The 26,699-nt window shown below is 58.0% G+C and carries 25 protein-coding genes and 4 pseudogenes; 12 read left to right on the forward strand and 17 right to left on the reverse strand.

Annotated elements, in window-relative coordinates:
- The first annotated feature begins 6 nt into the window (after nt 1-6).
- From ACR3E0_RS21985 to ACR3E0_RS22010, 6 genes are read left to right on the forward strand one after another with little or no spacing between them, the layout of a single operon-like run.
- The gene (locus tag ACR3E0_RS21985; RefSeq protein WP_480481176.1) at nt 7-849 is read left to right on the forward strand and encodes an ABC transporter permease; all 843 of its coding nucleotides are present in this window, start codon (nt 7-9) and stop codon (nt 847-849) included.
- Nucleotides 849-1,835: an ABC transporter ATP-binding protein gene (locus ACR3E0_RS21990; RefSeq protein WP_480481178.1), complete on the forward strand. Its 987-nt coding sequence runs from the start codon at nt 849-851 to the stop codon at nt 1,833-1,835. The genes ACR3E0_RS21985 and ACR3E0_RS21990 overlap by 1 nt, the downstream gene beginning before the upstream one ends.
- Nucleotides 1,832-2,833: an ABC transporter ATP-binding protein gene (locus ACR3E0_RS21995; protein WP_480481180.1), complete on the forward strand. Its 1,002-nt coding sequence runs from the start codon at nt 1,832-1,834 to the stop codon at nt 2,831-2,833. Before ACR3E0_RS21990 ends, ACR3E0_RS21995 begins: the two co-directional genes overlap by 4 nt.
- Entirely contained in the window at nt 2,830-4,848 is a 2,019-nt protein-coding gene (locus tag ACR3E0_RS22000; protein WP_480481182.1) for a CocE/NonD family hydrolase, read from the forward strand. Before ACR3E0_RS21995 ends, ACR3E0_RS22000 begins: the two co-directional genes overlap by 4 nt.
- A gap of 44 nt (nt 4,849-4,892) precedes the next feature.
- A complete protein-coding gene (locus tag ACR3E0_RS22005; protein WP_480481184.1) occupies nt 4,893-5,747 on the forward strand; it encodes an alpha/beta fold hydrolase in 855 nt (284 codons plus the stop codon).
- 16 nt (nt 5,748-5,763) lie between these two features.
- Nucleotides 5,764-7,254, forward strand: a complete 1,491-nt coding sequence (locus tag ACR3E0_RS22010) for a M81 family metallopeptidase (protein ID WP_480481715.1) — start codon at nt 5,764-5,766, stop codon at nt 7,252-7,254.
- A gap of 89 nt (nt 7,255-7,343) precedes the next feature.
- Here the strand turns inward: ACR3E0_RS22010 and ACR3E0_RS22015 are convergent, their stop codons facing one another.
- Nucleotides 7,344-8,216, reverse strand: coding sequence for a LysR family transcriptional regulator (locus ACR3E0_RS22015; RefSeq protein WP_480481190.1), 873 nt, complete (start codon nt 8,214-8,216; stop codon nt 7,344-7,346).
- 145 nt (nt 8,217-8,361) lie between these two features.
- Between ACR3E0_RS22015 and bla the strand changes: the two genes are divergently transcribed.
- A complete protein-coding gene (gene bla / locus ACR3E0_RS22020) occupies nt 8,362-9,243 on the forward strand; it encodes a class A beta-lactamase (RefSeq protein WP_480481717.1) in 882 nt (293 codons plus the stop codon).
- Between the two features lie 192 nt (nt 9,244-9,435).
- On the opposite strand, the gene ACR3E0_RS22025 is transcribed toward bla, so the two are convergent.
- Nucleotides 9,436-10,200, reverse strand: a complete 765-nt coding sequence (locus ACR3E0_RS22025) for a LytTR family DNA-binding domain-containing protein (protein ID WP_480481194.1) — start codon at nt 10,198-10,200, stop codon at nt 9,436-9,438.
- An 89-nt stretch (nt 10,201-10,289) separates the two neighbouring features.
- Here ACR3E0_RS22025 and ACR3E0_RS22030 point away from each other — a divergent pair, with 89 nt between their 5' ends.
- Nucleotides 10,290-11,384: a C45 family peptidase gene (locus ACR3E0_RS22030; RefSeq protein ID WP_480481196.1), complete on the forward strand. Its 1,095-nt coding sequence runs from the start codon at nt 10,290-10,292 to the stop codon at nt 11,382-11,384.
- Between the two features lie 91 nt (nt 11,385-11,475).
- Here the strand turns inward: ACR3E0_RS22030 and ACR3E0_RS22035 are convergent.
- Nucleotides 11,476-11,765, reverse strand: a pseudogene (locus ACR3E0_RS22035) (aldehyde dehydrogenase family protein); the annotation flags it as partial.
- Between the two features lie 213 nt (nt 11,766-11,978).
- On the opposite strand from ACR3E0_RS22035, the pseudogene ACR3E0_RS22040 reads away from it, so the two are divergent.
- Nucleotides 11,979-12,736 (forward strand): annotated as a pseudogene (locus ACR3E0_RS22040) (IS5 family transposase).
- 86 nt (nt 12,737-12,822) lie between these two features.
- Here the strand turns inward: ACR3E0_RS22040 and ACR3E0_RS22045 are convergent.
- The 3 genes from ACR3E0_RS22045 to ACR3E0_RS22055 form a co-directional block, all read right to left on the reverse strand.
- Nucleotides 12,823-13,290 carry a hypothetical protein gene (locus tag ACR3E0_RS22045; RefSeq protein WP_480481198.1) on the reverse strand — a complete coding sequence of 156 codons (468 nt, stop codon included), beginning with the start codon at nt 13,288-13,290 and terminating at the stop codon, nt 12,823-12,825.
- A 31-nt stretch (nt 13,291-13,321) separates the two neighbouring features.
- Nucleotides 13,322-15,082 carry a DUF1217 domain-containing protein gene (locus ACR3E0_RS22050; protein WP_480481200.1) on the reverse strand — a complete coding sequence of 587 codons (1,761 nt, stop codon included), beginning with the start codon at nt 15,080-15,082 and terminating at the stop codon, nt 13,322-13,324.
- A gap of 111 nt (nt 15,083-15,193) precedes the next feature.
- A complete protein-coding gene (locus tag ACR3E0_RS22055) occupies nt 15,194-15,577 on the reverse strand; it encodes a type II toxin-antitoxin system MqsR family toxin (protein WP_480481202.1) in 384 nt (127 codons plus the stop codon).
- Between the two features lie 492 nt (nt 15,578-16,069).
- Between ACR3E0_RS22055 and ACR3E0_RS22060 the strand changes: the two are divergent.
- Nucleotides 16,070-16,870, forward strand: a pseudogene (locus tag ACR3E0_RS22060) (IS5 family transposase).
- Nucleotides 16,871-17,133: 263 nt separating this feature from the next.
- On the opposite strand, the gene ACR3E0_RS22065 reads toward ACR3E0_RS22060, so the two are convergent.
- Entirely contained in the window at nt 17,134-18,408 is a 1,275-nt protein-coding gene (locus tag ACR3E0_RS22065) for a replication initiation protein (RefSeq protein WP_480481204.1), read from the reverse strand.
- A 580-nt stretch (nt 18,409-18,988) separates the two neighbouring features.
- On the opposite strand from ACR3E0_RS22065, the gene ACR3E0_RS22070 reads away from it, so the two are divergent.
- Complete coding sequence (locus ACR3E0_RS22070; RefSeq protein ID WP_480481206.1) at nt 18,989-20,374, forward strand: AAA family ATPase; 1,386 nt, start codon at nt 18,989-18,991, stop codon at nt 20,372-20,374.
- Nucleotides 20,367-21,434 (forward strand): ParB/RepB/Spo0J family partition protein, encoded by a 1,068-nt coding sequence (locus ACR3E0_RS22075; RefSeq protein ID WP_480481208.1) that lies wholly within the window; start codon nt 20,367-20,369, stop codon nt 21,432-21,434. Before ACR3E0_RS22070 ends, ACR3E0_RS22075 begins: the two co-directional genes overlap by 8 nt.
- A 252-nt stretch (nt 21,435-21,686) precedes the next feature.
- Here the strand turns inward: ACR3E0_RS22075 and ACR3E0_RS22080 are convergent, their stop codons facing one another.
- The 10 genes and pseudogenes from ACR3E0_RS22080 to ACR3E0_RS22125 all read right to left on the reverse strand — a co-directional run bounded on the left by ACR3E0_RS22080 (nt 21,687) and on the right by ACR3E0_RS22125 (nt 26,683).
- A complete protein-coding gene (locus ACR3E0_RS22080; protein WP_480481210.1) occupies nt 21,687-22,526 on the reverse strand; it encodes an energy transducer TonB in 840 nt (279 codons plus the stop codon).
- Complete coding sequence (locus ACR3E0_RS22085) at nt 22,523-22,855, reverse strand: ExbD/TolR family protein (protein WP_480481212.1); 333 nt, start codon at nt 22,853-22,855, stop codon at nt 22,523-22,525. The genes ACR3E0_RS22080 and ACR3E0_RS22085 overlap by 4 nt, the downstream gene beginning before the upstream one ends.
- A gap of 55 nt (nt 22,856-22,910) precedes the next feature.
- A complete protein-coding gene (locus tag ACR3E0_RS22090) occupies nt 22,911-23,282 on the reverse strand; it encodes an ExbD/TolR family protein (RefSeq protein ID WP_480481214.1) in 372 nt (123 codons plus the stop codon).
- A 4-nt stretch (nt 23,283-23,286) separates the two neighbouring features.
- Nucleotides 23,287-23,712, reverse strand: coding sequence for a MotA/TolQ/ExbB proton channel family protein (locus tag ACR3E0_RS22095; protein ID WP_480481719.1), 426 nt, complete (start codon nt 23,710-23,712; stop codon nt 23,287-23,289).
- Complete coding sequence (locus tag ACR3E0_RS22100) at nt 23,618-23,941, reverse strand: hypothetical protein (RefSeq protein WP_480481721.1); 324 nt, start codon at nt 23,939-23,941, stop codon at nt 23,618-23,620. The genes ACR3E0_RS22095 and ACR3E0_RS22100 overlap by 95 nt, the downstream gene beginning before the upstream one ends.
- Nucleotides 23,942-23,969: 28 nt before the next feature.
- A complete protein-coding gene (locus tag ACR3E0_RS22105; protein ID WP_480481723.1) occupies nt 23,970-24,176 on the reverse strand; it encodes a hypothetical protein in 207 nt (68 codons plus the stop codon).
- Between the two features lie 465 nt (nt 24,177-24,641).
- Nucleotides 24,642-25,304 (reverse strand): Ldh family oxidoreductase, encoded by a 663-nt coding sequence (locus ACR3E0_RS22110; RefSeq protein ID WP_480481741.1) that lies wholly within the window; start codon nt 25,302-25,304, stop codon nt 24,642-24,644.
- Nucleotides 25,210-25,662: pseudogene (locus tag ACR3E0_RS22115) on the reverse strand (Ldh family oxidoreductase); the annotation flags it as partial. The pseudogene ACR3E0_RS22115 and the gene ACR3E0_RS22110, both read right to left, overlap by 95 nt.
- Before the next feature lie 83 nt (nt 25,663-25,745).
- On the reverse strand, nt 25,746-26,204 hold the full coding sequence (locus ACR3E0_RS22120) for a c-type cytochrome (RefSeq protein ID WP_480481725.1): 459 nt from the start codon (nt 26,202-26,204) through the stop codon (nt 25,746-25,748).
- Nucleotides 26,201-26,683 carry a YceI family protein gene (locus tag ACR3E0_RS22125; RefSeq protein ID WP_480481727.1) on the reverse strand — a complete coding sequence of 161 codons (483 nt, stop codon included), beginning with the start codon at nt 26,681-26,683 and terminating at the stop codon, nt 26,201-26,203. Before ACR3E0_RS22125 ends, ACR3E0_RS22120 begins: the two co-directional genes overlap by 4 nt.
- Between the last annotated feature and the right edge of the window lie 16 nt (nt 26,684-26,699).

The following is a 26,699-nucleotide window of genomic DNA, read 5'->3' on the forward strand; positions in this document are numbered from 1 at the left end:
GGGCGCATGGCCGAGCTGTGGCGCCCAATCCGCAAAATCCTGCGCGAGCCCTTGGGCGCGTTGGGGTTGTTCCTCGTGCTGTTCGTCATCTTCGGCGCCGTCTTTGCCGATCTGCTGACCGGCTGGGAGCCAACCAAGATCAACCCGCGCGATCGGTTTCAGGCCCCAAGCGGTCAGCACCTGATGGGCACAGACCAACTGGGGCGCGACCTCTTTGCACGCGTGCTCTATGGCGGACGCATCGCGTTGTTTGTCGCTCTGGTCTCGACGGCCGTGTCGCTGGTCATCGGTATCATTCTGGGCCTGATCGCGGGCTACGGGCCGCGTTGGCTGGACAATCTGATGATCTTGTTGTTCGACGCGATGAAGAGCTTTCCAACAGTGATGCTGGCGCTTGCACTGGTGACGCTGATGGGGCCGTCGCTGACCGCCGTGATGGTCGTCGTCGTTCTGGTCACCGTGCCCGGATATGCGCGGATCATCCGCACTCAGACCATCGCGTTGAAAACGTCGGAATATGTCACGGCGGCACAAAGCATGGGGGCGTCATCGGCGCGTATTCTACGGGTGCACATCCTTCCGAACGTGATCGGTCCGCTGGTTATCCTTGCGTCGATGGACATCCCGGTCGTCATTGGCATCGAAGCAGGGATGAGCTTTCTGGGCCTTGGCGTGCGCCCCCCAACCCCAAGTTGGGGGTCAATCCTGAATGACGGGTTCACCAATATCCGCGATACCGCATGGATCGCAATCGCAGGCGGTGTGCCGATCATCATCACCACGCTGGGCTTTACCTTCCTCGGTGAGACGCTGCGGGACGTGTTCGATCCCCGGCTGAAAGGACGCTGATGACCACGCTGCGTATTGACAACCTGAACGTCAGCTTCTCGACCGAAGCCGGGCCTCTGCACGCTTTGAAGAACGTCAGCTTCGATGTGCCTGAAAACCGGATCGTCGGCATTGTCGGAGAATCCGGCTGTGGCAAGTCCACGCTGATCAACGCCATTCTGGGTCTGCTGGCCGACAATGGCAGCATCGACAGCGGCTCGATCCTGTTTGAAGGGCGGGATGAACTGACCACCCTGCCCCCGTCGCGCATGCGGGACCTGCGCGGTCCGCGTATCGCCACCGTGTTTCAGGACCCGATGGGTGCGCTGAACCCGGTGATCTCTGTCGGCAAACAGATGCTGAATATCCAGTACCGCTCGCCCCTGTCCAAAGAAGAAAAGACCGAACGTGCCGTAGAAATGCTGGAACTGGTCCGCATCCCGGATGCTCGCGCGGCCCTGGCGCGTTATCCGCATCAGTTCTCGGGCGGGATGAAACAGCGGATTGCCATTGCCATGGCCCTTATGATGGAGCCTGCTCTGCTAATCGCGGATGAGCCAACGACCGCGCTGGACGCGACGCTTGAAGTGACAACCATCGAGCTGCTCAAGGACCTGCAGCAAAAGATCGGCTGTTCGGTCATGTTCATCTCGCATCACCTTGGGGTCATTGCGGAGCTGTGTGACGATGTGGTGGTGATGTATGCGGGTGAAGTGGTGGAACGCGGCAGCGTCCGGCAGATTTTTCAGGACCCGCGCCACCCCTATACGGCGCGGCTATTGGAATGCGACCCGGCACGGCAAAGTGAGCGTACCCGGCACCTGCCGACGATCCCGGGTGAAATCCCGGATCTCAGGGCAAGGCCTGCGGGGTGCATCTTTGCCAATCGATGCGACCGCGTCAGCGACGTTTGCGCGGCCCCTCCCCCCGACAAGGACATCGGGAATGGTCATATCGCCCGCTGCTTTGTTGCGGACACACCCGCAGAAACCGGAGTGACGGTATGAGCAGCGATCCTATTCTCAAGGTCGAAGACGTACAGGTGTCCTTTCCGGTTGGCGGTTTCGGCCGCCGTGGTGCGATCCTTGGTGTCGCCGGGGTGAGCTTTGAGGTGAGCCGCGGGGAAACCTTTGCACTTGTCGGGGAAAGCGGGTCGGGCAAAACAACGCTTGCGCGGGCCGTGAACGGCCTGCAGGAGATCAGCGCAGGGTCAATCACGTTCGAAGGTCAGCGCATCGATGAACTGGATCGCAGGGCAATGAAACCCGTTCGGCGGCGCATGTCGATGATGTTTCAGGACCCGGTGGGATCACTGTCCCCGCGCATGACCGTTGGCGATCTGGTCACCGAACCCTTCCGCATTCACGGGATCGAGGGCCGAAGCCTGCGGGATGAAGCCGAGCGTCTGCTGACGCTGGTGGGATTGCCGACAAGCTTTGCCGCGCGCTTCCCGCATCAGTTGTCGGGCGGACAGGCCAGGCGGGTCGGTGTGGCGCGCGCGATCGCACTGGATCCGGCGCTGATCATCGCAGATGAACCCACGGCCGGTCTGGATGTGTCGGTGCAGGGCGAGGTGCTGAACCTGCTGAACGATCTGCGCGAACGGCTTGGGCTGGCGATGGTGATCATCACCCACAACCTGCACGTGGTGCATCATGTCGCGGACAGAACCGCCGTTATGTATCTGGGTCGCTTCGTCGAAGCCGGTAACACCGAGGACGTCTTCAGCGCGCCGCAACATCCCTATACCGCCGCACTGTTGTCAGCGAACCCCGAACCCGACCCGGACAAAACCCATGACCGGATCACCCTGCCCGCCGAGGTGCCCTCGTTGTTGGCGAGGCCGTCGGGGTGTGAGTTCCATACCCGCTGTCCCTGGGCACAATCCCGTTGCAGCGTTGATGCGCCGGAACGGCAGATCACGGACGGGCGCGCAATTGCCTGCCACTATCCGCTGGAGCCCGGGGCCCGTCCGCCCGAGCAGAAAGAAAGGGCCTTGTCATGACCGGTATTGAGGTTATCGAGACAGTCTGGATCCCAATGCCAGACGGAACACGACTTGCCGCGCGTTTGTGGTTGCCAGAAGAGGCGAAGGTCAATCCGCTGCCCTGTATCCTCGAATACATCCCCTATCGCCGCCGGGATCGCACACGGATGCGGGATGAAACCATGCATCCGCATTTTGCAGCCGCCGAATACGCGTCAATCCGAGTTGATATCCGGGGTTACGGAGACAGCGAAGGCGTTGCCGAAGACGAATACTCGCATCAGGAAATCCAGGATGGTCATGACATCATCCAATGGATCGCTGATCAGGACTGGTGCGATGGAAATGTCGGGATGTTCGGGAAAAGCTGGGGGGCGTACAACGCATTTCAGGTCGCGGCAACGCGCCCCCCAGCGCTGAAGGCCATCGCACCGGTAATGGGAACGGATGACCGGTGGCGCGAGGACATTCACTTTTACGGTGGCTGTCTGGCCAATGACAATTTCTGGTGGGGCTCGATCATGCAGCTCTACAATGCGATGCCTCCTGATCCCGAGATCGTTGGTGCAGATCGCTGGATCGACATGTGGCGCGACCGGCTGGAAGGGGTCCGCTTCTGGCCCGCCATGTGGCTGGAACACCAAACCCATGACGAGATGTGGCGGCGCGGCTCGATCTGCGAAAACTATTCCGATGTCGAGATTCCGGTCTACTTCTTCGGCGGGTGGATGGATCTGTATCGCGACACGCCGTTCCGCATAGCCGAACATCTCAATGGCCCTGTCAAAATCCTGATGGGGCCTTGGGCGCATCTCTACCCCCATGAAGGAATACCCGGACCGAAAGCTGATTTTGTTGGCGAGGTGATCCGCTTTTGGGACCATTGGCTGAAAGGAAAAGACACTGGCCTGATGGATGAACCACCTCTGCGGTTCTTTCTCCAGGACAGCGCCGCGCCTTCAGGCAGCCACCTGCAACGAACAGGTCGCTGGGTGGAAGAGCCCAGCTGGCCATCGCCCAACGTCACCGAGCAGACCTTTTGGCTGAACCACCAGAGCCTGAACAAAACGTCAGAGCCCGGCGCTGCGATGTCTATCTGCTCCCCACAGACGTTTGGGTCTGCGGCGGGCGACATGTGCTCGTTCGCTATTCCCGGCGATATGGCAGCGGATTGCCGGATCGACGCCGGAGGCGCATTGCAGTTCAAAGCGGCGCCACTCGACAAACCACTCGACGTGTTGGGCCAACCCAGCGTCGACCTGACCGTGTCCGCTGACCGGCCTCAGGGGATTGTCGTCGTATTGCTGGTGGATGAGGCGCCCGATGGTGCGCAAACGCTGATTGCGCGCGGGTTTTGCAACCTCAACCATCGCCACAGCGACACCCAACCGACGCCAATCGAGCCCGGCGAAGACATGTCCGTCGTGGTCCCGCTGTATGGAACCGGCTACCGGGTGCCGGCAGGCCACCGCCTCACGTTGCAGATCGCCTCATGCTATTGGCCGGTCCTTTGGCCTTCACCCGAACCGGTAACGCTGACGATCCGGCCCGGCACGTCCAGGCTCACCCTGCCCGTCCGAACCCAAACCGAAGGCGCAGATGCACCGCGTCCGCTGCCCGAACCACCAGACCCGGATACCGCGCAGCGAAAAACACATGTCCGCAAGGGATCAATGGAACGCTCGGTCCACACGGACCTGACCACCGGAGAGGTGACGCATCGCTTCTTTCTGGATGGTGGTGTTTTTGGTCCGGTCGGGGATTTTCGCCTCGACGACATCGGAACGGTGCTGAGCGACGTGTCCGACCGGCGCTATACGATCCACCCCAACGATCCATTGTCTGCTGTGGCAACCATGGAACAAACCGCCGGTTTCGAACGCAAAAACTGGTCCGCGAAAATCTGGACGTATTCCGAGCAAAAGGCGACGGCGACCGAGTTTCACCTGACGTCACGCCTCAGGGCCTGGTCAGGCGAGGACCTTATCTTTGAAGAAGAAGAAACCTACGTCATTCCCCGCAATGGAATGTGACGAACAGAGATGTCCATCTTACCTGTGGCCATAGGAGATTTCTGATGCCAGCGTTCCTTGAGTTCGGGCCCAACGCCGAAACACACCAACTGACCAAGGGTGGCGTTACCATGCGTGTTGTCACGCAAGGAGATGGACCTCCGGTCGTGTTCGTACCCGGAGGCGATCAAACAGCCGAGGCTTACTCCGAACAGTTCTCGCGTCTCTCCGACACCTATCGCTGCATCACCTATGACCCGAGGGGCGCGGGTGACACGCACTCTCCTCCTCCGCCTTGGACGATGTCGGACTATGCTGCAGATTGCGCTGCGGTGATTGACGCCTTTGCCGGTGGGCAGGCCGCCGTTTGTGGCCTGTCTCTGGGCGGGCTGGTCACACAGCAAACCGCGATAGACTTCCCCAGCAAGGTGCGATTGGCCATCCCCATGGGCACCTCGGCATATATCGACGGGTTTACGCGCGACTGGATGCAGGCCGAGATCGACCTGCGTAAGGATGGCATTACTCTGCCCGAGTACTTCCTGGCACCGCACTACGCCGTTTATGCGTTCCCGGCCAAGGCTCTGCACGAGCCCGAGTTGTGGGAGCAAGTCAAAGAGTCATACACTGATCGCTTTCGGGATCGGGACCCGCAGGCGACCATCGATCAGTGGGAGGCCTGTCTTGAATTTGATTGTCGCGAAGCGCTGAAAACCTGCCCGGTTCCGATGCATGTCATCGCCTTTTCCGAGGATGTCCAAACCGCCCCGATCATGTGCAGAGTTGTCTCCGATCTTGCACCGAAAGGTACTTTTCACGAAATACCCGGGCTGGGTCATGTGTCGATGACCCGCCATAGGCCAGAGATCGTGGCGGCCAAGCTGCGGGACATTTTGACCGCCGAATTGATACAACACTAGCCGGTTGATGGATTAAATGCGAATTGCAGTCGCAGGATTTCAACACGAAACCAACACCTTCGTTGCAAACCCCACGAAGCTGAGCGATTTTGAGCAGGCGGACAGCTGGCCGGCTCTGCTGACGGGGCCGGATGTTTTGGAGGCAACCCGCGGTATGAACCTGCCAATTGCCGGGTTTGCACAGGCTGCGGCTGACCATGACCTTCTCCCTATTCTATGGTGTGCCGCTGAACCGGGCGGCAAGGTGTCCAACCATGCGTTCGAAACTATCTCCAACCGGATCACACAGGCGATTTCTGAGTTAGGGCCGCTGGACGCCGTCTATCTTGATCTGCACGGTGCGATGGTTGCCGAGGCCTTCGATGATGGTGAGGGTGAGTTGCTTGCGCGGGTCCGGCATGTAATTGGCCCTGAAACACTGCTGGTGTCCAGTCTCGACATGCATGCGAATATCACGCAAGAAATGGTGGATCAGGCAGATGCGTTGACGGTTTTTCGTACCTATCCCCATCTGGACATGGCCGAAACCGGGGGGCGCGCATATCGGATGCTCGCGGCCATTTACCAGTGCGGCCGACCGGCAAAAGCATGGCGTCAGGGCGACTATCTTATCCCCCTTCATGCACAACAAACCAGCACGGGGCCAGCACAGAGGCTGTACGGCGCTCTTGAGAAATTCGAGGGACCGGACACGCGTCTGGCGGAAATCGCGTTGGGTTTCACAGCGTCGGACAATCCCGGCACGGGGCCATCGGTTGTCGCCTACGACCCGGATCTGACCGAAGCCGCTGCGATTGTCGAAACACTGTCGGCACAACTGGCAAAGGTTGAACGGGACTTCAACCGCCCCCTGCTCACACCCGCCGAAGCTGTCAGCCGGGCACGACAGGCCCCCATTGGGTGTCCGGTTGTCATTGCCGATGTGCAGGATAATCCTGGTGCAGGGGCATCCTCAGACACAACCTGGCTGCTGCGAGAGCTTGTTCAACAGGATGTTCCGCCTGCACTTCTCGGGCTGATCCACGATCCCGCCCTGGCCGCCAAAGCACATCAAACCGGACCTGGCGCGACATTCGAAGCAGCGATCGGTGGCCGCGGCCCAGGAGACAGCCCGCTACATGCCAGAGTCCAGGTAAAACGGGTCAGCGATGGGCAGTGCCCATACACCGGTGCAATGTATGGCGGCGGTATTGCCACGCTCGGACCCTCGGCAGCCCTGCAGATAGAGAAAACACAGATTCAGATCGTCGTTACAAGTGTTCGGAACCAATGCCTGGACCTGTCCCAGTTTCGACACTTCGAATTAAAGCCGGAGGAGGCCCAGATCTTATGCGTAAAAAGTACGACCCACTTTCGTGCAGATTTTGAACCGATCGCACATGAGGTTTTGCTTTGTGCGGCGCCTGGGCAGTTTCCCTGCTTGTTGCGGCATGCCCACTATTCCAACCTGCGGTCGGGCGTTCGGATCAACCCGACCGATCACATCGGACAGCCCGCCGACCCATGATCAAAGAGTGAACTCACCTGATCGCATGATTTCAGTCCAGGCCGTGCATGTGCGAAAATGTCCATCCCCGACAAAGCCCGACCGGTGTTTCAGCCGATAGAACTGGCCTCGGTCACCCAATCCGCGAACTTCGTCATTGCAGGGGTTGGGGTGCGGTCAGATGGCCATCCCAGATAATATCTTCCTGCGGCTACGGTTGCACCAAAAGGTTGTACCAGGCGGCCTTGTTCGATGTGGTGATTAAACATGCGCACGGGCAGTAAGGCGGCCCCGCCGCCAGATGCGGCCAACTCTGCAAGCGCAACCGAACTATCAAGGACAGGACCATTGACGGGCGGACAGGCAACACCAACCCCCTTGAACCAGTCTGGCCACTCAGAGCTACGATAGCTGCGCAACAGACAGATCTGCCCAAGATCCGGGGGGCTCTGCAACCGAGCGGCCACCGCCGGCGTACACAGCGGTGACAACGGAGCGTCAATCAGCGGCGTCACGTCATGACCCGTCCAACCGCCCTTTCCGAACCGGATCGCCATGTCGAGGCCTTCGCGCAGGATTTCAACGCGATTGTTGTTTGTCGAGACTCTGAGGTCGATCTCCGGGTTGGCCTCGCGGAAGGCATCGAGCCTTGGCAACAGCCAGCCCAGGGCAAAAGTGGTATTTACACCAACATTCAGTACCTCCACATCGCGTCGTCCGCTCAAGCGATCCAGAACACGCGCCATGGCCTCGAACCCCTGTTCGAGAACCGGGAACAACAATAGCCCCTCGTCAGTTGGCGCCAGGCCTTGTGGTGTCCGCAAAAACAGGGTCGCACCAAGACGATCCTCAAGCCGCGCGATCTGGTGGCTGACGGCGGCTTGCGTCACTCTCAATTCGATTGCCGCGCGGGTGAAACTGCCCTGCCGCATGGCAACTTCAAATACTCGAAGAGCGTTCAGTGGCAAATCGGGGCGATCCATACCATTACCTTACCTAATACTGTGCCATAACATTTCTCGTTTGAGCCCGGTGGGCAAGTTGTTTTAGCCAAAGGCGCGACGTCGGAGGACGCCACACATGTATCAGCGCCCCAAAAACGGCGCGCATTCTTGAGAGGAACAAATCATGCGGTTTTCCGCCTTCGTCCTGTCGCGCATTGCGGCAGGTATCACCCTTGGGCTGTCCATCACTCATCCCGTGGCGGCGCAATCCACATTTGAGTCGCTCGCCGCTTCGGCTGCCCAGATCGAATACCGTCTGGATGGAAGGGTTGGAATTGCCTTGGTGGATACCGGAACCGATACATCCTGGTTTCACCGCGCACATGAACGGTTCCTGATGAACAGCATCGTGAAAACGCCGGTCTGTGCAGCGATTTTGGCGCATAGTGAAACTGGCCAGATCTCCTTGTCCGAGCCGCTGCCAATTCATGAAGCTGATCTGTTATCCTATGCGCCGGTCACAGAAAGGCACGTCGGAGAACACATGACGATCTCGGACTTGTGTCTGGCCGCTCTTGATATGAGTGACAATACAGCCGCGAACCTGCTGATCGATCATCTTGGCGGCCCCAAGGCTGTCACGCAGTTTTTCCGCAGCATCGGCGACATGATCAGCCGCCTTGACCGGCGAGAACCGGACCTGAACACCTTTGCCCCAGGCGATCCTCGGGACACCACCTCCCCGGCTGCGATGGCAGAAACGCTGCGGGCTCTTTTGACGGGGGATGCTCTCTCTCCGGCCTCTCGCGACCAACTGGTCGAATGGATGAGCCATGGTGGTGTGACCGGAGCGCTCTTGCGTGATGACGCGCCGACAGACTGGGAAATTTCCGACAAATCCGGCGCCGGCAGTCACACGCGCAACATCGTTGCGCTTGTGACACCCTCTGGACGGGCACCTTGGATTGTCGTCATTTTTATCTCGGACACCGATGTGGATTTCGCGACTCGGAATGCCGCCATTCAGCAGCTCGGAGCAGAGGTCATCGAACTCATACAAAACTAGAAGTCAGCGTCGCCACGGGCCTTCGCCCTGCTCCGAATGCGAGGGCCCCAAGTGTACCGTCCCGAAGATCAACGAGCACAGTGCCAACTCTCCGGTCCCTTACCGCCCTCACGTCCTCCGACACGTCGCACAAAAAGCCCAACAGTATAAAATGAGACCTTCCGTATCCCATTCACACCTGCAAGGAGGCTTTCAAATCAAAATGCCCGCACTTTTGGCCGCATCTCTAAAAGTCCGACCGACAGGCACAGAGCTGCCATCCACAAGCTTCAATCGGATCGTGCGATCAGTCGTGTACCGGCCAGTGACCGCCTCCGTTGCCACCCAGTGCGAGCGATGCACCTGGGTTCCAGCAACGGGTGCAGCCTCGGTGATCGCATCGCGCAATCGCATTGCCACGAGAGATCGACCACGATCGGTCACCACCTCGACATAGTGATCCTGCGCCGCCAATCTGATCAAATTCCCTCGACACGCCCCAGGCAGTCGGCGCAGGATCGGGGCTTCGCCCATCTCCCTGGACATAGATCCGGACGCCAGCCGCACAACTCCGACAATCGCAGTCACGATCAATGCGCTTTGCAGGTAGAGTTCGATGGCAGCCAGCACACCGATCCGGGAACCGAACATGGTCGCAACACCGTAGACCACGAGAGTCGCGGGGACGGCCGCGAACAGGCATGCCAGGATCGTCCAGCCAAGACCATCCAGTTGTCGATGACGTTCGAACATGACGAGAACGAGATGGACCGGCAGCACCGTGCCAAAAACGATCAAAGTCCAGTAGAGCAAGCGCGCCCAAGTCTCGATGCTGATGGCCGTCCCAAATGGACCGGTCAGCCCTGCCAGAAACGAGAGTATCAGCAGAATTCCCAAGTTCCTCCGCGAGCGCAACAATTCACCGGAGGAGGCCAGCATCACCTGCACTGCAGCACTGTTGGCGAAAAACGTACGCATTTCACGAATCCCGGCTTGCAAACCCAATCGGCGGCCTTCCATCCGGGTGTAACGGCGCGAATGGAATTGGGCCGCAAAGCAGGTATAGCATGAATATCAGAAAGCACCCCCTAACCAAGAAGACGCCAGCCATGTGGGCGCTGGTGTTCGCAAATTGGCTTATCACACCCCAAGCGATTGCCTGTTCCACTATGGCCATCGGACCAATCGCAACACCTTTGATCGCCTATAGCTACGATACCTCGGCGACCGGCGCGGGGTATGTCCTTGTCAATCCTGTGGGTGCGACTCGCACATCGATTATGGAAAACAGCACCGCAACCTGGAAGACTCTCTTTGGAAGTGTCAGCTTCAACCAGATGGGTCCGGGTATGCCGGCCGCAGGCGTCAATACGGCGGGCTTGTTCGTCTCGCTCATGTGGAACGATGATGCGCGGTTTCCGTTGGCCACGGGCAACGACATTGTTGGCGAATTGGAACTGATTCAACGCGTCCTTGACCGCGCGGCCACTGTTGAGGAAGCCTTGCACGTTTTCCAGGATACAAGCGTTCGGGCCATGAGCCGCATCCACTACTTTGTCGCTGACGCCACGGGGCGAACGGCTGCGGTGCTGCCAACGACCGACGGATTGGTCGTGGATGTCGACGAGACCATGCCAGTACGGGCGCTGACCAATTCCAGCTACGCGGACTTGCTTGACGCCCTGTCCGACTATGTGGGTTTTGGAGGATTGCTACCGCTGCCGTCTCGCGCCGAGACCTCTCATCCAAACAGCGTGGAACGGTTCGTGCTTGCGGCCTCCGCCTCCCGGGGGCAAGAGCCGGTCGCCACGCAGGACGGGTTCGCTGCCCTAGCGGCAGTGCAAAACCCCGAGACGCGCTGGCAGATCGTCGTCGAACCCAGCGAAGGCGTAATCACACTCCGGCTCGCGGGGCGTGAAGAAGAGTGGCACATTGATATGACTGAAATTGACTATGCCTGCAGCCCAGGCCCCACCGGCCGGAGCCTGAGCCGTCTTCCGCCGCTGCAGGCGGACATTCAGTTCCGGAAGCTCCCCGCCAATGAAGTTGCAGAAACACTATCCGTAGTATTGGAGGGCTTTTCGCATTCCCTTGGACTACCGGCGGAACTGGCTTGGCCTATTGCACAAGCCCAGTTCAGCGCGCTCACCTGTTCAGAGTGAACTGAACTACAGATAGGCATGCACTGCACAGCGACGGCGCGCCAAGATCAACAATGGTACGCCACTCTCGGGAACGCCTCGCGGCATCGGTTGCCTCGGTGTCTGGCCCTTGAGGAACAACGGCAATCCCGGGATTTGTGCAAAACTGACCCACCCCGTGGTCAAGGATGCAGCCCAACCTTTTGCGATCTCGTTACCGAGTGACTTGAGCGCTCCGAGCAATAAGAACATCGGGTTGACTGATCCCACTTCACCGAAAAACGGGATGAGCTAATCCCGCGCCGCGCATAGGTCGAACAAAGTACGGCCACCGCGCAATGACCCCGTAAATCCGACCGCTTTGATGAATGTGTTCTGAACCAGCACACCTCCTAATTTTCTGAAATATGGATACGCGCAGGCACTGACCGATCCTCCAACGACATTTAGCGCATGCTGAAGGTTCTGAAGGTGTAGACGCCCCCGCTGGCCTCGATGTGCCGCTGTGGGTTTGTAAACAACCCAAATGAAGACGCCTATGGAAGAGATTAGGCTCGGAATCCATTGATTTTTGCTTGGCTGCGTGATTCATTGCGCAGCAAGCAAGCGGTGACGATTTCTGATCTCTTCTGGTTAAGCGACGAGCAATTGGCCCGTCTTGAGCCCTACTTTCCCAAATCCCACGGCATGCCTCGCGTCGATGACCGACGCGTCTTGAGAGGCATTATCTTCATCAATCGCAACGGTTTGCGGTGGCGCGATGCATCCAAGGAATATAGCCCACACAAGACCCTTTATAACCGCTGAAAGCGATGGAGCGAGTAGGGCATATTTGCTGAGATGATGATGGGCTTGTCGGCTGACCATGGCGACGAAAAGACGGTCATGATCGATGCAACATATCTCAAGGCTCACCGCACGGCGTCCAGTCTTGCGGTGAAAAAGGGGACGTGGACGCCTGATAGGCCGAACCAAGGGCGGCATGAATACCAAACTGCATGCCATCTGCGACAGCCAGGGCCCGCCCTCTGAACCTTTTCATGACCGCCGGGCAGGTCAGCGATTACACCGGCGCGAAGGCTTTGTTGAGCAGTTTGCCAGCTGTTGATTGGCTACTGGGAGACCGAGGCTATGACGCTGATTGGTTCAGAGAAGCGTTGAAAGACAAGGGGATACGCGCCTGCATCCCCGGTCGAAAACAGCGCAAGAGACCGGTGCGATACGACAAACCGCGCTACAAGCGGCGAAATAGGATCGAGATCATGTTCGGCAGGTTGAAAGGCGGGCGGCGTGTGGCGACAGGCTATGACCGATGCCCCAAGGTCTTCTTATCAGCCATCGCATTGGCCGCACTCGTGATCTACTGGTTATGAGTCCTGACCCTAGAAACTTTGCAACAAAGCCCGCTACGACCGGTGCCCACAAGTCTTTCTGTCTGCCATCGCACTCGCAGCGCTCGTCATTTGCTGGCTATATGTCCAGAACCTCGATATACTGATTTGATCTCTCTCAGATGACAGCCGAGCGCCAATAGGGTTGGCCAGAGCAAATAGGTTTGAACCTCAACGTTTTCTCCAAAGGTAAGGAGGAGAATGGTAAGTAGCAGCCCCACCGGGAGTTTGCCTCGCTCAAACCTTATTGCGTCCAGGGTGACGACCGAGAAATGAACCAGAAACGGTATGAGAAACGCGGCAAATCCGGTCAGGCCTTTGACAAATAATAGCCCGTACCAGGTGTGATGGCTGCCGATCGGCATGTACTCAACAAGATGCGCTCCGGGTCTGACTGTGCCGTGCCCGAAAACCATCGCATCCGATTGCCAGCGCTCATACGCAATGCGCTGCAACGTTTCGCGTACGCGGGTGCTGTCGCCGCGCGCTCCAGGGTTTAATCCAGCCCAGTACTTTTGGCGCCATGTTGTGCGCAAAGGACCTTATGAAGGTCTCGACCGTCACCCGCTACAAGAGCAACGAAAGCACAGAGCTTGCCGGACTGGTGCTTCCGGTCTGGCCGATCAACGAAAGCGCCAGGTATCTTCTTTGCACCCCTTCCAGATTGCCGGGTTGTCCAATCTCCACAAGATCTGCCGTTCCAAACACCTGTTGTGACTTGTCTTTGAATATTCTCAATTGGCGATCAATGTCCAATTGACCAATGCCGTCCGGCAGGCCAAGCGCCCCTTCAAAGACGGCACGCAAAGACGGCGTTCCAATCACGCGAAACCATCGCCCATCGTTTCCACTTATTTGACTGATGGCGACACCCAGATCTCGATCAAGCGCCAGCATCAGCCTCATATCGTTGTCGCGTTGACCGACCGATATCTCAAACTGGCGCTCAATGTAGGAGTTGATGACGGCATCGGTAAATCCTTCGGGATATGCGTATGCCTGCTCACCTGTCTGCAGATTGAGCGCATCATAGAAATGCCTGTAGTTCGCGTCCGGCGCCAATTGATAGGTCGAGAGCGGAGACGTCGGATCACTCGACAGCAGCCTGCGCGTATATCCTGCAGAATTCTCATCCTGAGGGAGATCAAAGAGAGCGATTGCGGCTGACAGTAACCTCGGATCCCCGAAAACAGCATCGATTGTTGTGGGCGGCGTATTGCGCCGCGCAACAGCATCAACCAGCCTATCTATGCGGCTTTGTTTTGCGGGGTCGGGGCGGGCGAGCTGGTCTCCAAAATCGAAAGCACTTGCCAGCGCGACGTATTTTGAGTTCTCGCTTTGATTGATAGCGGAATTTTCATCAAGAGGATCCGCTGTCAGGACGGATCTGAGCAGATCCTTGTCCACCGGTTCAGCGTCCAGCCCAAAAACGGCGAGCGTCGTGTTCAAGAGCACCTCGTTTTCAAGAAAAGCCTCTGCGGATGTCAGGCTGTCTGGGTTTTTCTGCGCAAGCTCTGCAAACGCATAAATTGATGTTTCGTCATCACGACGCCCCACGAAATCAAACGCTCTGGCCAAATCTTGGAAGCGTGGGTCACCAAGCCGATTTGCAAGGGCACCCGGATCGGCCAAGTCGCTGTTTAGAACGTCATTTATCAGCCGTGTGTTATTGATCTGATCTTCCAACCCAAACTGGACCAAAACTGCATTCAGAACTCTGCGGTCGGCGGTCACATCTTCTCCGCGCTTTGCGGCGCGCAGTGTTTCGGCGACCTTGTCCGAAACCTTGCCCCGCAATTGCTGCGGCAGCGTATCGACATTGCCCTGAAAGGCGGACGCAAAGTCGATGTATCGCTGGTCTCCGAGGCGGTTGACCAGCGATGTTTCATCGGAAAGATCGGAGTTCAGAACGCGTTGCAGAAACACTGTCTTGCCAGCGTCGTCCTCAAGGCCGAAAACCTCAAGGGCGCGCGTTAAAAGCCTGTTGTTGGATCGTTGAAAGAGATCGTCAACAGACCCCAGCGCCTGCAGTTGAGGTGAAAGCGTGTCAGCCGCTGTTGACCCTGGCAGGCTTGCACCGGTGCCTGCGCCGAAGTTGAACAGTTGCGCGAGTTCACGGTACCTTGGATCTGCAATCCGGTTGGCCACCGACCTTTGATCATTCAGATCGGACAGCAGAATACTCCGCAACAGACCGGTGTTGTTGATGTCGTCCTCAAGCCCGACAGAGCCTAAAACCACCCGCAGAACCTGACGATCATCAAGCAACTCGTCGACATTTTGTATGTTTGTCAGCCGATTACGGACGGCCTCCAGGTCTCGAGCCACGTCTCCGGTTGCTCTCAAAACGCTTTCTTGCTGATCTCTTGTCCTGTTCAGAAAGGTGAGCGCACCGATACCAGAGCCGGATATAACTGGTAGAAAAGTCATCGCCACCTCTCAAAAATCTAACTTAACCGCTACCGGATTGGTGAAAAATGATTTCAGAACAATTAACTTTGACGCCAGAAAGCACGGATTAAGCAAAAAGTTTCGCGATCTGTTTTGACTTTGTCGGCTGCAGCGAATGGTAGCTTCGTCCCGCACACTGGACTTGTCGCATCGACCCAGGCAATGGCCGCTCAGCGGGACAAAACAGACCTTCATTGACTTCTGAAAATCGCGTCTGTCGATAAACTGGATAACCTCAACAATCTCACCACTTCCAAACCTAAGCTCTGCTGCTGAGCGACTCGCCGAACTGAGCGCGTTTAGCCTCTTTGCAGAACTGAAGGTCGATTTGATCGCTTCCAGGTTATAGGTTGGCTTTCGCTTTTCATTCACGAGTTCTCAACCAACACCATTATGGCGTCTTTTCAAAGGGCACCGCTATGGAGTTTCGCGCCCGTTCTATCGTCAGATCCGTTTCTGCTCCAGAATACCACCGCATGCTACAGCTAACTGGTGTTGCCGTTGACCCGAACACAGGTGCCATTGTAAGCCCCGCTAGAATCAATGCTGGCCGTAAGCAGGTCTGAGGATTTCTGGCCCAAAATCTCAATCCCAACGAGACATGGTCGTCGCATCAACTATGATCCCGTGTTCAGCCATAAGATCAAGCACATTGCGATAGGAAAACCAACAACGACAGTATCAGCGGACCGCCAGCAAAGTCAGTTCTTTAGAGAACCGGTGCTGCTTCAACGGCTTTCTGCACTGCACGTGACTTTTCCTTTCTAGGCTCAGGACCCATTGATTTCCGTTTGGTTGCGTGATTCATCGCGTTCAAAACGGGCAGTGAACATGTCCGATCTTTTCTGGTTAAGTGACGAGTAGATGGCGCGTCTGGAGCCCTTCTTCCCAAAGTGCAACGGCAAACCTCGCGTTGACAGCAGGCGTGTCTTGAGTGGGTTTACCTTTGTCAATCGCAAGGGGTTACGGTGGCGCGATGCACCTAGGGAATATGGACCACACAAGACGCTCTATAATCTTTGGAAGCGATGGAGTGACAAAGGTATCTTTGCCCAGATGTTGGTCGGTCTTGCCGCGGAACACGACGAGCAGAAGACGGTCATGATCCCCTCTGAGGGCATCACTGCGTGATGCCCTGCCGGGCAATGGATGCAACGTGCCTCAAGCCCATCGCACAGCGTCCAGCCTTGCGGTGAAAAAGGGGGACGTGGACGTCTGATCGGGCGCACCAAGGGCGGCATGAATACCAAGCTGCATGCGGTTTGTGACAGATGAGCCATGGTGCGCCATTGGTTCAAGCACAATGGCAAATGACACCCTTTGTATCTGTTTAGTCACCGCCGGTCAGGTCAGCGACTACATCGGTGCAAGGGCATTGGTCAGCCGTCTGCCAATGTCGAATGGTTGCTGGGTGACCGCGGCTATGATGCCGATTGGTTCACAGAAGCGTTGAAAGACAAAGGGATACGCGCGTGCATCCCAGGCCGCAAACAGCGCAAGACAACTGTCCGATACGACAAGTGCCGCTACAAACGCCGCAATCGGATTGAGATCATATTTGGCAGATTGAAGGACTGGCACCGTGTGGTGACACGCTACGACCGTTGCCCCAAGGTCTTCCTTTCAGCCATCGCTCTCGCGGCAATTGTCATTCATTGGCCATGACTCCTGAGCCTAGATCGGCACAGACCAACCACCAATTGGATCAAAACACCCAGAGGCGCAACATACCGACCAAAGTTCGCGACAGAGCCGGCCAAGGTAGTGGCAACGTCAAGGGCTGCGATGGGCCGCGGACGGGGTCAAGATTGTGCAAGTTCAAAGACTCAAAGAGGTTTAACGGGCAAAATTAGGGCAAAATGCGCAATACATCTCGTTTGGAGGTTCCTCAACGATCCTTGTTCAGACCCGCCCTGCCCCATTGGACATCACATTTCAGCCTCAAAAGTGAACGCGTCCGGTTCGAGTTCTTGCCAGAATGCGAAGATCGCGGTTGCGTTGAGACCCGAGCGCCATCCGTGCGCTCGGAAGTGTTCCCGGTCGAGATCATTGTCGAGGCTGCTCATGAACAGGCGCTTGTCTGCGTCACGCTGGGTCGGGTTTCGCCGCGAAACCAAGTCCTCGACAATCGACAGCTTGCGCGCGCGCTCGGCGCGTTCCGCGATGCGCGCGGCGTAGGCCTGGTCTTCCTGCGCCTTTTCAGCGTGGCGGTGTTCCGCTGCGGCAACGGCCTCGGGGCTGGGTTCGGCCTTACGCGTTGCGTCAGGCACGTGATAGTCGTTGCGCAGAGCCGCCGACAGATATCCCAACGTTGACTTCACGCCATCCTGTCCACTCACGTAATCCAGCTTCTGCTGCACGTAATCCTCGCCATGTTCGGCAATCCACTGGCGCGCCAAACGGTCCGACACGCCCTGCTGTCTGAGCAACTTGTAGACTGGCAGATTGCGTACCCCGTCGCTGTCGTCGATCTCGAACATCGCTTTCTGAGGGTTGCCCTTGATCGCAAACCGGATGTCCATGACGGTGCGGCCCTTCTTCTGAAACTCGGGTTTTATCAGAATGTCCGAGCTTTTGTTTACCTCTGCGACCGCTGGTTTGATGATTTTGGCGTTAAGGTGCTTGAAGCTGCTGTAATAGTCGCTGCCATCCACACCCATGAGTTTACGAAACACCTCCAGTGACCACCAGCCCGTCGACCCGGTGCGTACGAAACGATAGCAGTTCTCATACAGGGCCAGACCATGCCCCGAACTGAAATTGCGTTGTATCTGAACATTGATCAGGGCATAGATTTTCGGATCATAGAGCTTCTGCGCCAAGGCAGGCGAATAGGCGTATTCGCAGATACCATTCTTGAGCTTGGCAAAACTCAACAGCGAAGAGACACCCCATTCCTGCCGCCCCTGTTCATCCAGCATGTCCCATTCGGCGACTGTTTCGGCCAACGCTCTGAGGCTGGCGCGCAACGTGTCGAAATCGTTTGAATTGTAACCCACCATCATCGCAAGCGTCCGCGCGTCGATCGTGTGGGTCGCAGCCGATGTCAGGGCGTCATAGGCGTTGAGCAACAGGACGTTCGACAGCTTCCGTTGCAATAACGAAAGCTTGCCGCTGATGTGAATGGCGGCAACGTTCTTTTTGACCGTCTCCCGACGCAGGGCGCCCGAAAGACTGTCCATGTCCAATGTTGTATCCGGCATGATTCTGCCTGACTGCTCGTTTTGATATATGTGCCATGAAAGGTACCCGTGGATCAATCTGTTTTGGGTGCCCAAATACGGGATGGTGGGAATCCCGTAGACAGGTACCTTAACGCTCCGGGTAGCAGGTTATCCACAAAGCCGCGACTCGGATCGAGCCGCAAGGGACTCCCGAAGATCGAAAACAGGCCCCCAAGCGGCCTGATTAGGGTCTGTTGACGGTGTATTCGTAATATCCCGCGAATCGGGACCCGTGTTCCCGGACTCTGGTACCCCTGATCCCGCAAACGGGAACCTTTGATCCTGTATTTGGGCTCTCTTGAAACCGGAAACAGGTGCTCAAGTACACCTTACTATTTGTTTTATAACAATTAAATGGTGGTAAAGATTCTAAACATTCCAAAAAGAATAAACTCTTTGGTGTGCCTCTCTCTCAAATTCATTGCAGTTTCGCGGCGAAACCGTAAGCGATTTAACTCTTCTGTGGAAAAAGCTGACATGAAGGATAGCCGTGCGGTGAAATGTTCGCTACATTTCCGAATATACGCCGCAAAGGCGAACATTATCTGAGGCATCGACAGTGAACAAATCTACGCAACCTCCATTGCCGCCCTATCTGAATCTGGATCCGGAGATCGCGGCGGCAAAGTTGCCTGATCCTATCGGGACATCGCGATTCGCAAAAGCGGCAGCGTTCTGCGCCAAGGGCCGCGAAGACCTCGCCCGTCGGGGATATGCTCCGGACGGCGAAAAGCGCCTGCGCCGGTTTTCTATCTGGGAAATCACAAAGTACCTGATCCCGGTGGCACCAGCGCATCTGCGCCGGGTCCTGAAAGCAAATCCGGAATTGCCACAGGGTGAAGGCGAAGCCGGATCCAAATGGTTTACCCTGGATGAGGTCCTGACCCTGCGCAAGCATTTCGCCGCCGAAGGTGTCAGCACCAAGGAGTATCTGCCCTATCGGCCGGACAACCTGCCCGCCAAGGTCGTGGCTGTGGCGAATTTCAAGGGCGGCGTGGGCAAAACCTCGACCGCAGCGCATCTGGCCATGTCGGCGGCGCTGGACGGTTACAAGGTGCTGGTCGTTGATCTCGACAGCCAGGGGTCGATGACATCGATATTGGGTGGGCGGGTCGCTGACGAGTGGCAAACGGTCTTTCCGCTGATCGCCAAGGATTATGCCCGTGCGGTGCAGGAAGAAAACCGGGTGCGCAATGCGGCCGGTCAGCCGGAGATTCCGCTGGACGAAACCTTGCAGGAGGCGCTGACCACCCTGCCCCGCGACGTTATTCAGAACACGCACTGGCCCAATATAGATCTGATCGGTGCCCAGCTGAACCTGTACTGGGCTGAATTTCAGATCCCGGTTTGGCGCATGGGCCTGCGCAGTTGGCCGCTGTGGGATGGATTGACCAACTTTCTGCAGGACGAAGGTGTGTTGAGCGATTACGACATCGTCATACTCGATACCCCTCCTGCACTTGGGTACCTGACGATCAATGCGCTGGCTGCCGCGGACATCCTGCTCGTGCCGCTTGGGGCGTCATTCCTGGAGTTCGATTCCACGGGTCGGTTCTTTGACATGCTCTACACGACCTTTGCCAGCATCGAGGATGGCGAGAACGCCGCGCAACGGGCGGCGGGTTTACCGGAACTCAAGTTCGAATGGGATGTAGTGCGGGCGATTATCACCCGGTTCGACGCCAGTCAGCAGACCGATATGGCCAACGTGATCCAGGCCTATTTCGGGGATTTCATGAATGCATACCGTCAGGACTACACGGCGCTGGTCGGACAGGCGGGCGAGCAGGTGAACGGCATTTACGAGGCAGATTATCGCGATTTCAACCGGGACACTTACGTGCGAGGGCGGGAGACGTTTGACCGGACGTATGCGGAATTCAAAGAGGTTCTGATCGGGTGCTGGTGGCGCGATGCCCAGATGGGAGGAGAGGCAGATGGCTAAACGCAGAAGACTGAGCGCACCGGACACGGCGGAACTGGAGCAGCTTGAGGCCGGTTTCGCGGCGAAACCGTCGATCAGTCCGTTTGACACAAAATCCGGGCCGCCACCGATCGCGCAGGTTGCGGCCGAGGCGGCCTCGCTGAACGGTATGGCGGGTGTGACCGATAGGGTTGCGCTGGCCAAGGATCAGGGCGACGCAGAGCGGTGGCGCGATGCGCAGGACGCGGGGCTTGTCGCGCAGATGGTGCCGCTGGATCAGATCGATGCCGATTTCATTCGCCGCGACCGGATGGTCGAAGATGAAGAGGCGATGGCGGAACTGCTGGAGTCTTTACGCGTTCATGGATTGCGCACACCAATCGAGGTCACGCAGAATGCAGAAGGCTATGGTCTGATATCCGGCTTCCGGCGTCTGAATGCTTTTCGGCGCCTGTCCGAAACGGATCCGCGATTTGCTGAGATTCCGGCCTTTGTGCGTGACGCCGGGACAGGGCAGGGCGCTTACGTGTCGATGGTCGAAGAGAACGAGCTGCGATCAAACCTCAGCCCGTATGAGCGGGGCCGGATCGCGGTGCTGGCCGCGGGGCAGGGGGTGTTCCCATCCTCAGATGCGGCCATCGATGTTTTGTACGCAGCCGCCTCCAAGGCTAAGCGGTCCAAGGTGCGGGGCTTTGCAATGGTTCACGAAGCCCTGGGGGACTTGCTGCAGCACCCGGTGGCCCTGACGGAAAAGGCGGGGCTTAAACTGGCCGCGGCATTGCGGGATGGGGCCCAATCCGAATTGCGTCAGGCCTTGGCCGGGGCAGGGGAGCTGGACGCAAAATCCGAATGGTCGGTTCTTGATACTGCGCTCAAGGCAGGTCCGGAACCTGAACGAGACAAGTCCCGCGGTGGACGGCCACAACAGGTTCAGCGCTTGGCCCCGCAGATACTGTCGAGCGGCGGCAAGATTGTCTCCGAGGTCTCGGCAGGCGACGTGAGAATTCGTGTTCAGGGTCGTGATCTGACGATAGAAGAGGCGCAGCAACTGGTCGAACAGGTCGCGCGGTATCTCGAGTAGTTTCGCGGCGAAACCACCGAGGGTGAACTGGGTTCAAACGACGGTGCCAGAGGCCGCTGCGATTTTTGATTGTAACGCCGAATGATGCCGATGTCGGAACGTCAGTCATGTAATTTCCAATGTTGTGTGCAAAAAGACGAAATAATGAGCATTATATGCTGCAACCGTGATTTTGATGGAAGGAAAATAAAATGAGCAATGGGAACGGTTTTGACCTCACGCATTGACCCGGGCGGGGCGCACAGGTGTCGGCTAACGTCCCGGTGTCATCCGGATCAGCACAGAAAACCGAAAGCTGCTACCGATCAGGTCTTTGGGGGCTTTGGGGACCCGTTTCGTTCGGGCAACTGCGCTCAGCGCGGCCTGATCGAGAATTGGGTCGCCCGAGGATTGTGTAAGCTGGTGCGAGATCAGGCGCCCGTCGCGTGACACTGTCAGACCCACGGTGGCATCCCCACTGGCTTTGGTGCCACGCGGATAACGTTTGTTGCGTTCAATGCGCGCGCGGATTTTCGCGCCCCACACGGCCTGCAACTGCGCCTTCTGCCCGGGGGAACCGGTGGTCACTTTTGCCGTATCTGTGCCGGCGTGCGCTCCACCACCCGATCCAGCCGAGACTTGCTTGGCGGCCCCAGCCGACGCCACGTCAGATTTGCGGGCCTCTGGTTCGGGCGGTTTCAGCGGTCTTTGCCCTGGTTCAATTTGGGGCTGGGCTTGAACCTCAGGTTCCAGCCGAGGGGGCGGGGGTGTGGTGTCGATTTGCACATCTTCATGTTGCTCCGGTGGTACCATGGCAGTGGTCATCTGAGCACGCGGGGCCTGATCAATCTGAAAATCGGGCACGGTGAGCATGCCGGTTGGCGGGCGTGGCCGCAGTATCAGGTCTTGTTCCGGCGGTGGCTGTATCACCGGTGGACGTTCCCACATACGGACCATCTCCACCACAGTTGGCGCTGCACCCTGAATGGACACCGATGTATCTCCACCGCTACCGCCCGCCGTGATACCTGAGTTCGGTTGGGCTCCAAATGCCATCAGATGCAGCGTGGCAGCGAGGGCCACGAACACAGGAACTTCCAACCAGCGTTTCATTGCGGCATCACCATCAACTCGACTCTGTTCAGCCCAGCCTGTGCCAGATCGCTCAACAAACCAGCCAGTACCCTGGCCTCCAGTTCTCCATCCGCGCGGATCCGGAGGTTCGCCCCGGCTTCGCTGATCGCAGTCACTGCAGTCAACGCTGCGACCCCCTCGGCCTTGTCGAACGACATGTGCCCATTTTTGTCGACATAGAGTATGTGCTCTGCTTCGGGCTCGACATCAGAAGCCGAATGGGGCGGCGTAATCTCGAAAGGGTCCGGCTGCATCAGGTTCGACGCCATCAGGAAAAAGATGAGCAGCAGGAACACGACATTGATCATTGGCACAATGGCTTCAGGACGGGGTCTGCGGGGTGGGTCCGAGAAATCCATCGCGCTATTCCACAATGACGACCGAAGAATAGCCTGCGTCATGCAGCGCTTCGGTCACAGTTACGATCCGTTGCAGCGTCGCACCGTCCCTGCCGCGCAGGATCAACATGTCGGTGGGCGCCTGCATCAGCGGGGCAAGATCGCCAGCAATGTCTGCGGTTGCGATGCCGTTCAGCAGCACAACGTCCGGCAAGATATCGACCAGCCGCGGCGGTCCGGTGTATTCGCCTCCCGTCGCGGCCAAAGGCAGTGGCAGTATGGCGTCCGTTCCGAAGCGCGATGCCAGCATGAAGAACACCAGCAGCAGAAACACCACATCGATCATGGGTGTCAGGCTGGGTTTGCGTCTGGGTTTGGCCGGCGGTGCGAACTGCATGCGATCACTCGGCTGCCAGCTTGAGTTCGGTCGGTTTTATCGCGACAAACAACCGGGTTGCGCCGTCTTCGACATCGCGGCGCATGCGGTCGATAACCGCCTCGAACCATGTCAGCGCGGCTGCCGCCGGGATCGCTACGGCCATGCCGGCGGCAGTGGTCAAGAGCGCTTCCCAGATGCCGCCTGCCAGCAAGGCGGGATCAGCGCGGTTACCCGAGTCCTGCAACGCCTGGAACGCGGTGATCATGCCCAGGACGGTGCCCAGCAACCCCAGCAAAGGGGCAATCGTGGCGATCAGTTCCAGCGCCCGCAACCCGGCTGCTGCGCTGGCGATTTCACGCTTTGCGACGCGAGAGACATCCTCGCGGGCCCGGCTTTCGGGCAGCCTGCCAATAGCGAGGATCGCATTTGCCACAACTTTGGAGCGCACCCCTTCGTCCCTGGACAGTGGCCAGAGCCGCCTCGGTATCGCCGGCTTCGAACAGATCGACAGCCAAACCCGCTTTGCCCCGCGACCAGGCGCCGATCAGAGCCAGACGCCAGGTTTTCCATAGGATCAGGGCAACCATGGCGATCGAAAGGGCCGCGATAACCCAGATCGACGGCCCTCCGGTGCGCAGAAATTCGGTCGCTTTGGCCGAGGCATCCTGGGCTGCCAATAGCAGCTCCTCCTGTTGGGGAGTGGTGTTACTGTTTCCCTGGCTGAATGCTGTCAACCATGCCCTCTGCCTCGACCGATGGGAGAAGGGCAGGGCCAGCCTCCGGTTGCTGCAGGGCCGGCTGGACCGGTTCGATGACGGGTACATCCGGTGCCGGCTCCGCCGGCGTATCTTGCGCCGCCAAAGTCTGGGGTGAAGCGATCAGTGCCGCGATCAGGATCAGACGGGTTTGCATAAGGTGCTCCGTTGCAAGGGCGGCCATACACCCATCGGGCTGTGACAGGCCTGGACCCGATCAATGGTGTAGAGCGTCATTGCGTTTCTTCTTCGCCAGGGCCTGCTGCTGGTCGAACATGCACGACATTGCGTGTCGACATATCCAAACCGATCAGAGGCCGCACAGGCGGCACTTATCTGATTTGCAGGCTAGTGTTGTTTGCTGGCTGGGTGCTGCTGCTTCTGTGCAGACAGCGCAATCTGGCGCGGGCTGTTATCGTCCGTTCAGGATTGGGCGTAGATTTTCGACTGTGCTTTGTCAATATCAAGGGTCGCAAACGTGTCAATTCTCCCCGACATCCTCGCGTTCGGAGATCGCCCAGAAGGTTGCGGGTACGAAGAATTTTGAAGTCGCCGCGTTGCGAATGAGCGACCTTTATCGACACTAGCCAATTCGGGGCAGCACAACGTTAAAGAGGCCCGACTACAGACTATCCTTCAGGTCGTGCAAATCATCGTGCAGAGATTTGGATATCTCGACGAACCCCCGCGCCGTGTTTCTGGCGCGGGCCTCAAACCGGCGCTGTGAGGGAAGCCGGGCGCCCTGATCCAGAATATCTGCGAACAGACGCTCGGCCCGGTCATCGTTTTCAGAAACCCGACCGGTGCTGAACTGCTCGGGGTCAAAGGCCAGGATGATCTCGCCGTGATAGGGTGCACCACCAGTGCCTTCGGCGAATTCCATGCTTTCAAGGCTGGTCAGATCGTCGATAAGCGGTCCGGCGAGCAGTTCGATCATGATCGACAGGGCGGACCCCTTGTAGCCGCCGAAGGTCAGCATCGCGCCGTCCATGGCGGCCTGCGGATCGGTTGTCGGGTTTCCGTCCTTGTCGATCGCAACGCCGCGGGGCAGGGGCTTGCCCGCGCGCCGGTAAAGCTCGATCTCGCCCCGGGCAAAGGCGCTGGTGGCGAAATCGAAGGTGAACGGGTCCTTGCCCTGTCGCGGCCAGCTGAATGCCAGTGGGTTGGTGCCCAGGCTTCCGCGCGTGCCCCCGGCAGGGGACCCAGGAATGACTGGGGACCATTGCCATCGCGGCCAAGCCTGCGGCAGACAGGCGTTCCACCTCGGGCCAGAGCGCCGAGAAATGGAAACAGCGGTTGAGGGCCATGGCCGCAATCCCATGCGTGCGTGTCTTCTCGACCAGCACCGGCAAACCCTGTTCGAATGCGAGCAACGACATCCCCCTCTGCGCGTCCACATGAACGATGCCGTTGTCCGAAGGTTTCAAAACAGGCTCTGCATGACCGTCGACCTTGCCGGCCTGAATGGTCTGGGCGCACATGAACAGGCGAAACAACCCGTGAGACTGGCAGTCGTCGATCTGACAGGTGGTCAGCGTATCGGCGATCGCCGACGCGTGAGCAGAGCCAAAGCCGGATCTGGTCAGGATATCCATGCAGAACGGTCGGATGTCGTCCAGTTTCAACGTGACCGTATCGCTCATGATTTTCCCCTGTCCCGCGTGATGTTTTACAAGGGATAGCTTGGCAGATGGGTTGGGGAAACCGGTTTTCTTCGAAAGGGGGATCAGCCCTGCGTTTCGGCTTGCAGGTAGGCGATGACATTGGTGATGTCGGCGTCCTTTTTCAGGCCGGGGAATTGCATCTTGTTGCCCGGTACGGACCCTTTGGGATCAGCGAGGAATGCGGTCAGGGTCTCGACGGTCCAGATGATGCCGGAGTCCTGCAAGGGTGAGGAGAACCTGAATCCATCGACCTGTCCGGCAGTGGCACCGATGATGCCATGCAGCGATGGCCCGGCTCCGTGGCGGCCTTCTTTCAACTGATGGCAGGCCTTGCATTTGGCGAAGACCTTCTTGCCAGCCTTGATGTCCCCACCGACCGCAGCAACGGTTGTGGTGGCCTCAGGCGCCGCCTCCGCCTTTTTGTCATCCATTTTAAAGATCAGCCGCGCGGTCACGGGAACAGTACGGGTGATGCCCGGCAGCTCGGCCAGTTCCATCAGCTTGTCGACCCCGACATTCACCCCGCGTCTTCGGTGCTGAGAAACACCATGTCATTGGTCGACACCAGAACCGATGTCTCGGACAGACGCAGTACAAACATCTCGGCGGTGAATTCCACGTCGACGCCGGCAAGCGCCAGAACCGCATCGGCATCGACGGTCGTGGATTGCCCGGCACCCAGGGCGGAAACCTCGTCCATATCGAACGCGGCGGTCAACTTCGCGGTGGCGGCCTTGCGAAAGACATACTCGATCATCCGCTCGTTGCGGATGTCGATGTTCGTTTCCACCGAGGACAGATCGATCTCGATCTCGGCCTTGCCGTCCGGGCTGACATGACCGCTGAGGTTGGTGAATGAATTCACCTCGCCCACAGTGTCTTTCTTGATGGTGCCATAAGCCAGGTGAGACCCGTCCGGCACAAGCGTCCAGCTTGTGGCCCAGATCGGGGTTGCAACAATTGCCGACGCAATCGTGACTGCCTTGAACAGAAGTTTCATTTCATTCCTCCACGGT

The organism is Ruegeria sp. AJ12, from assembly GCF_056536245.1.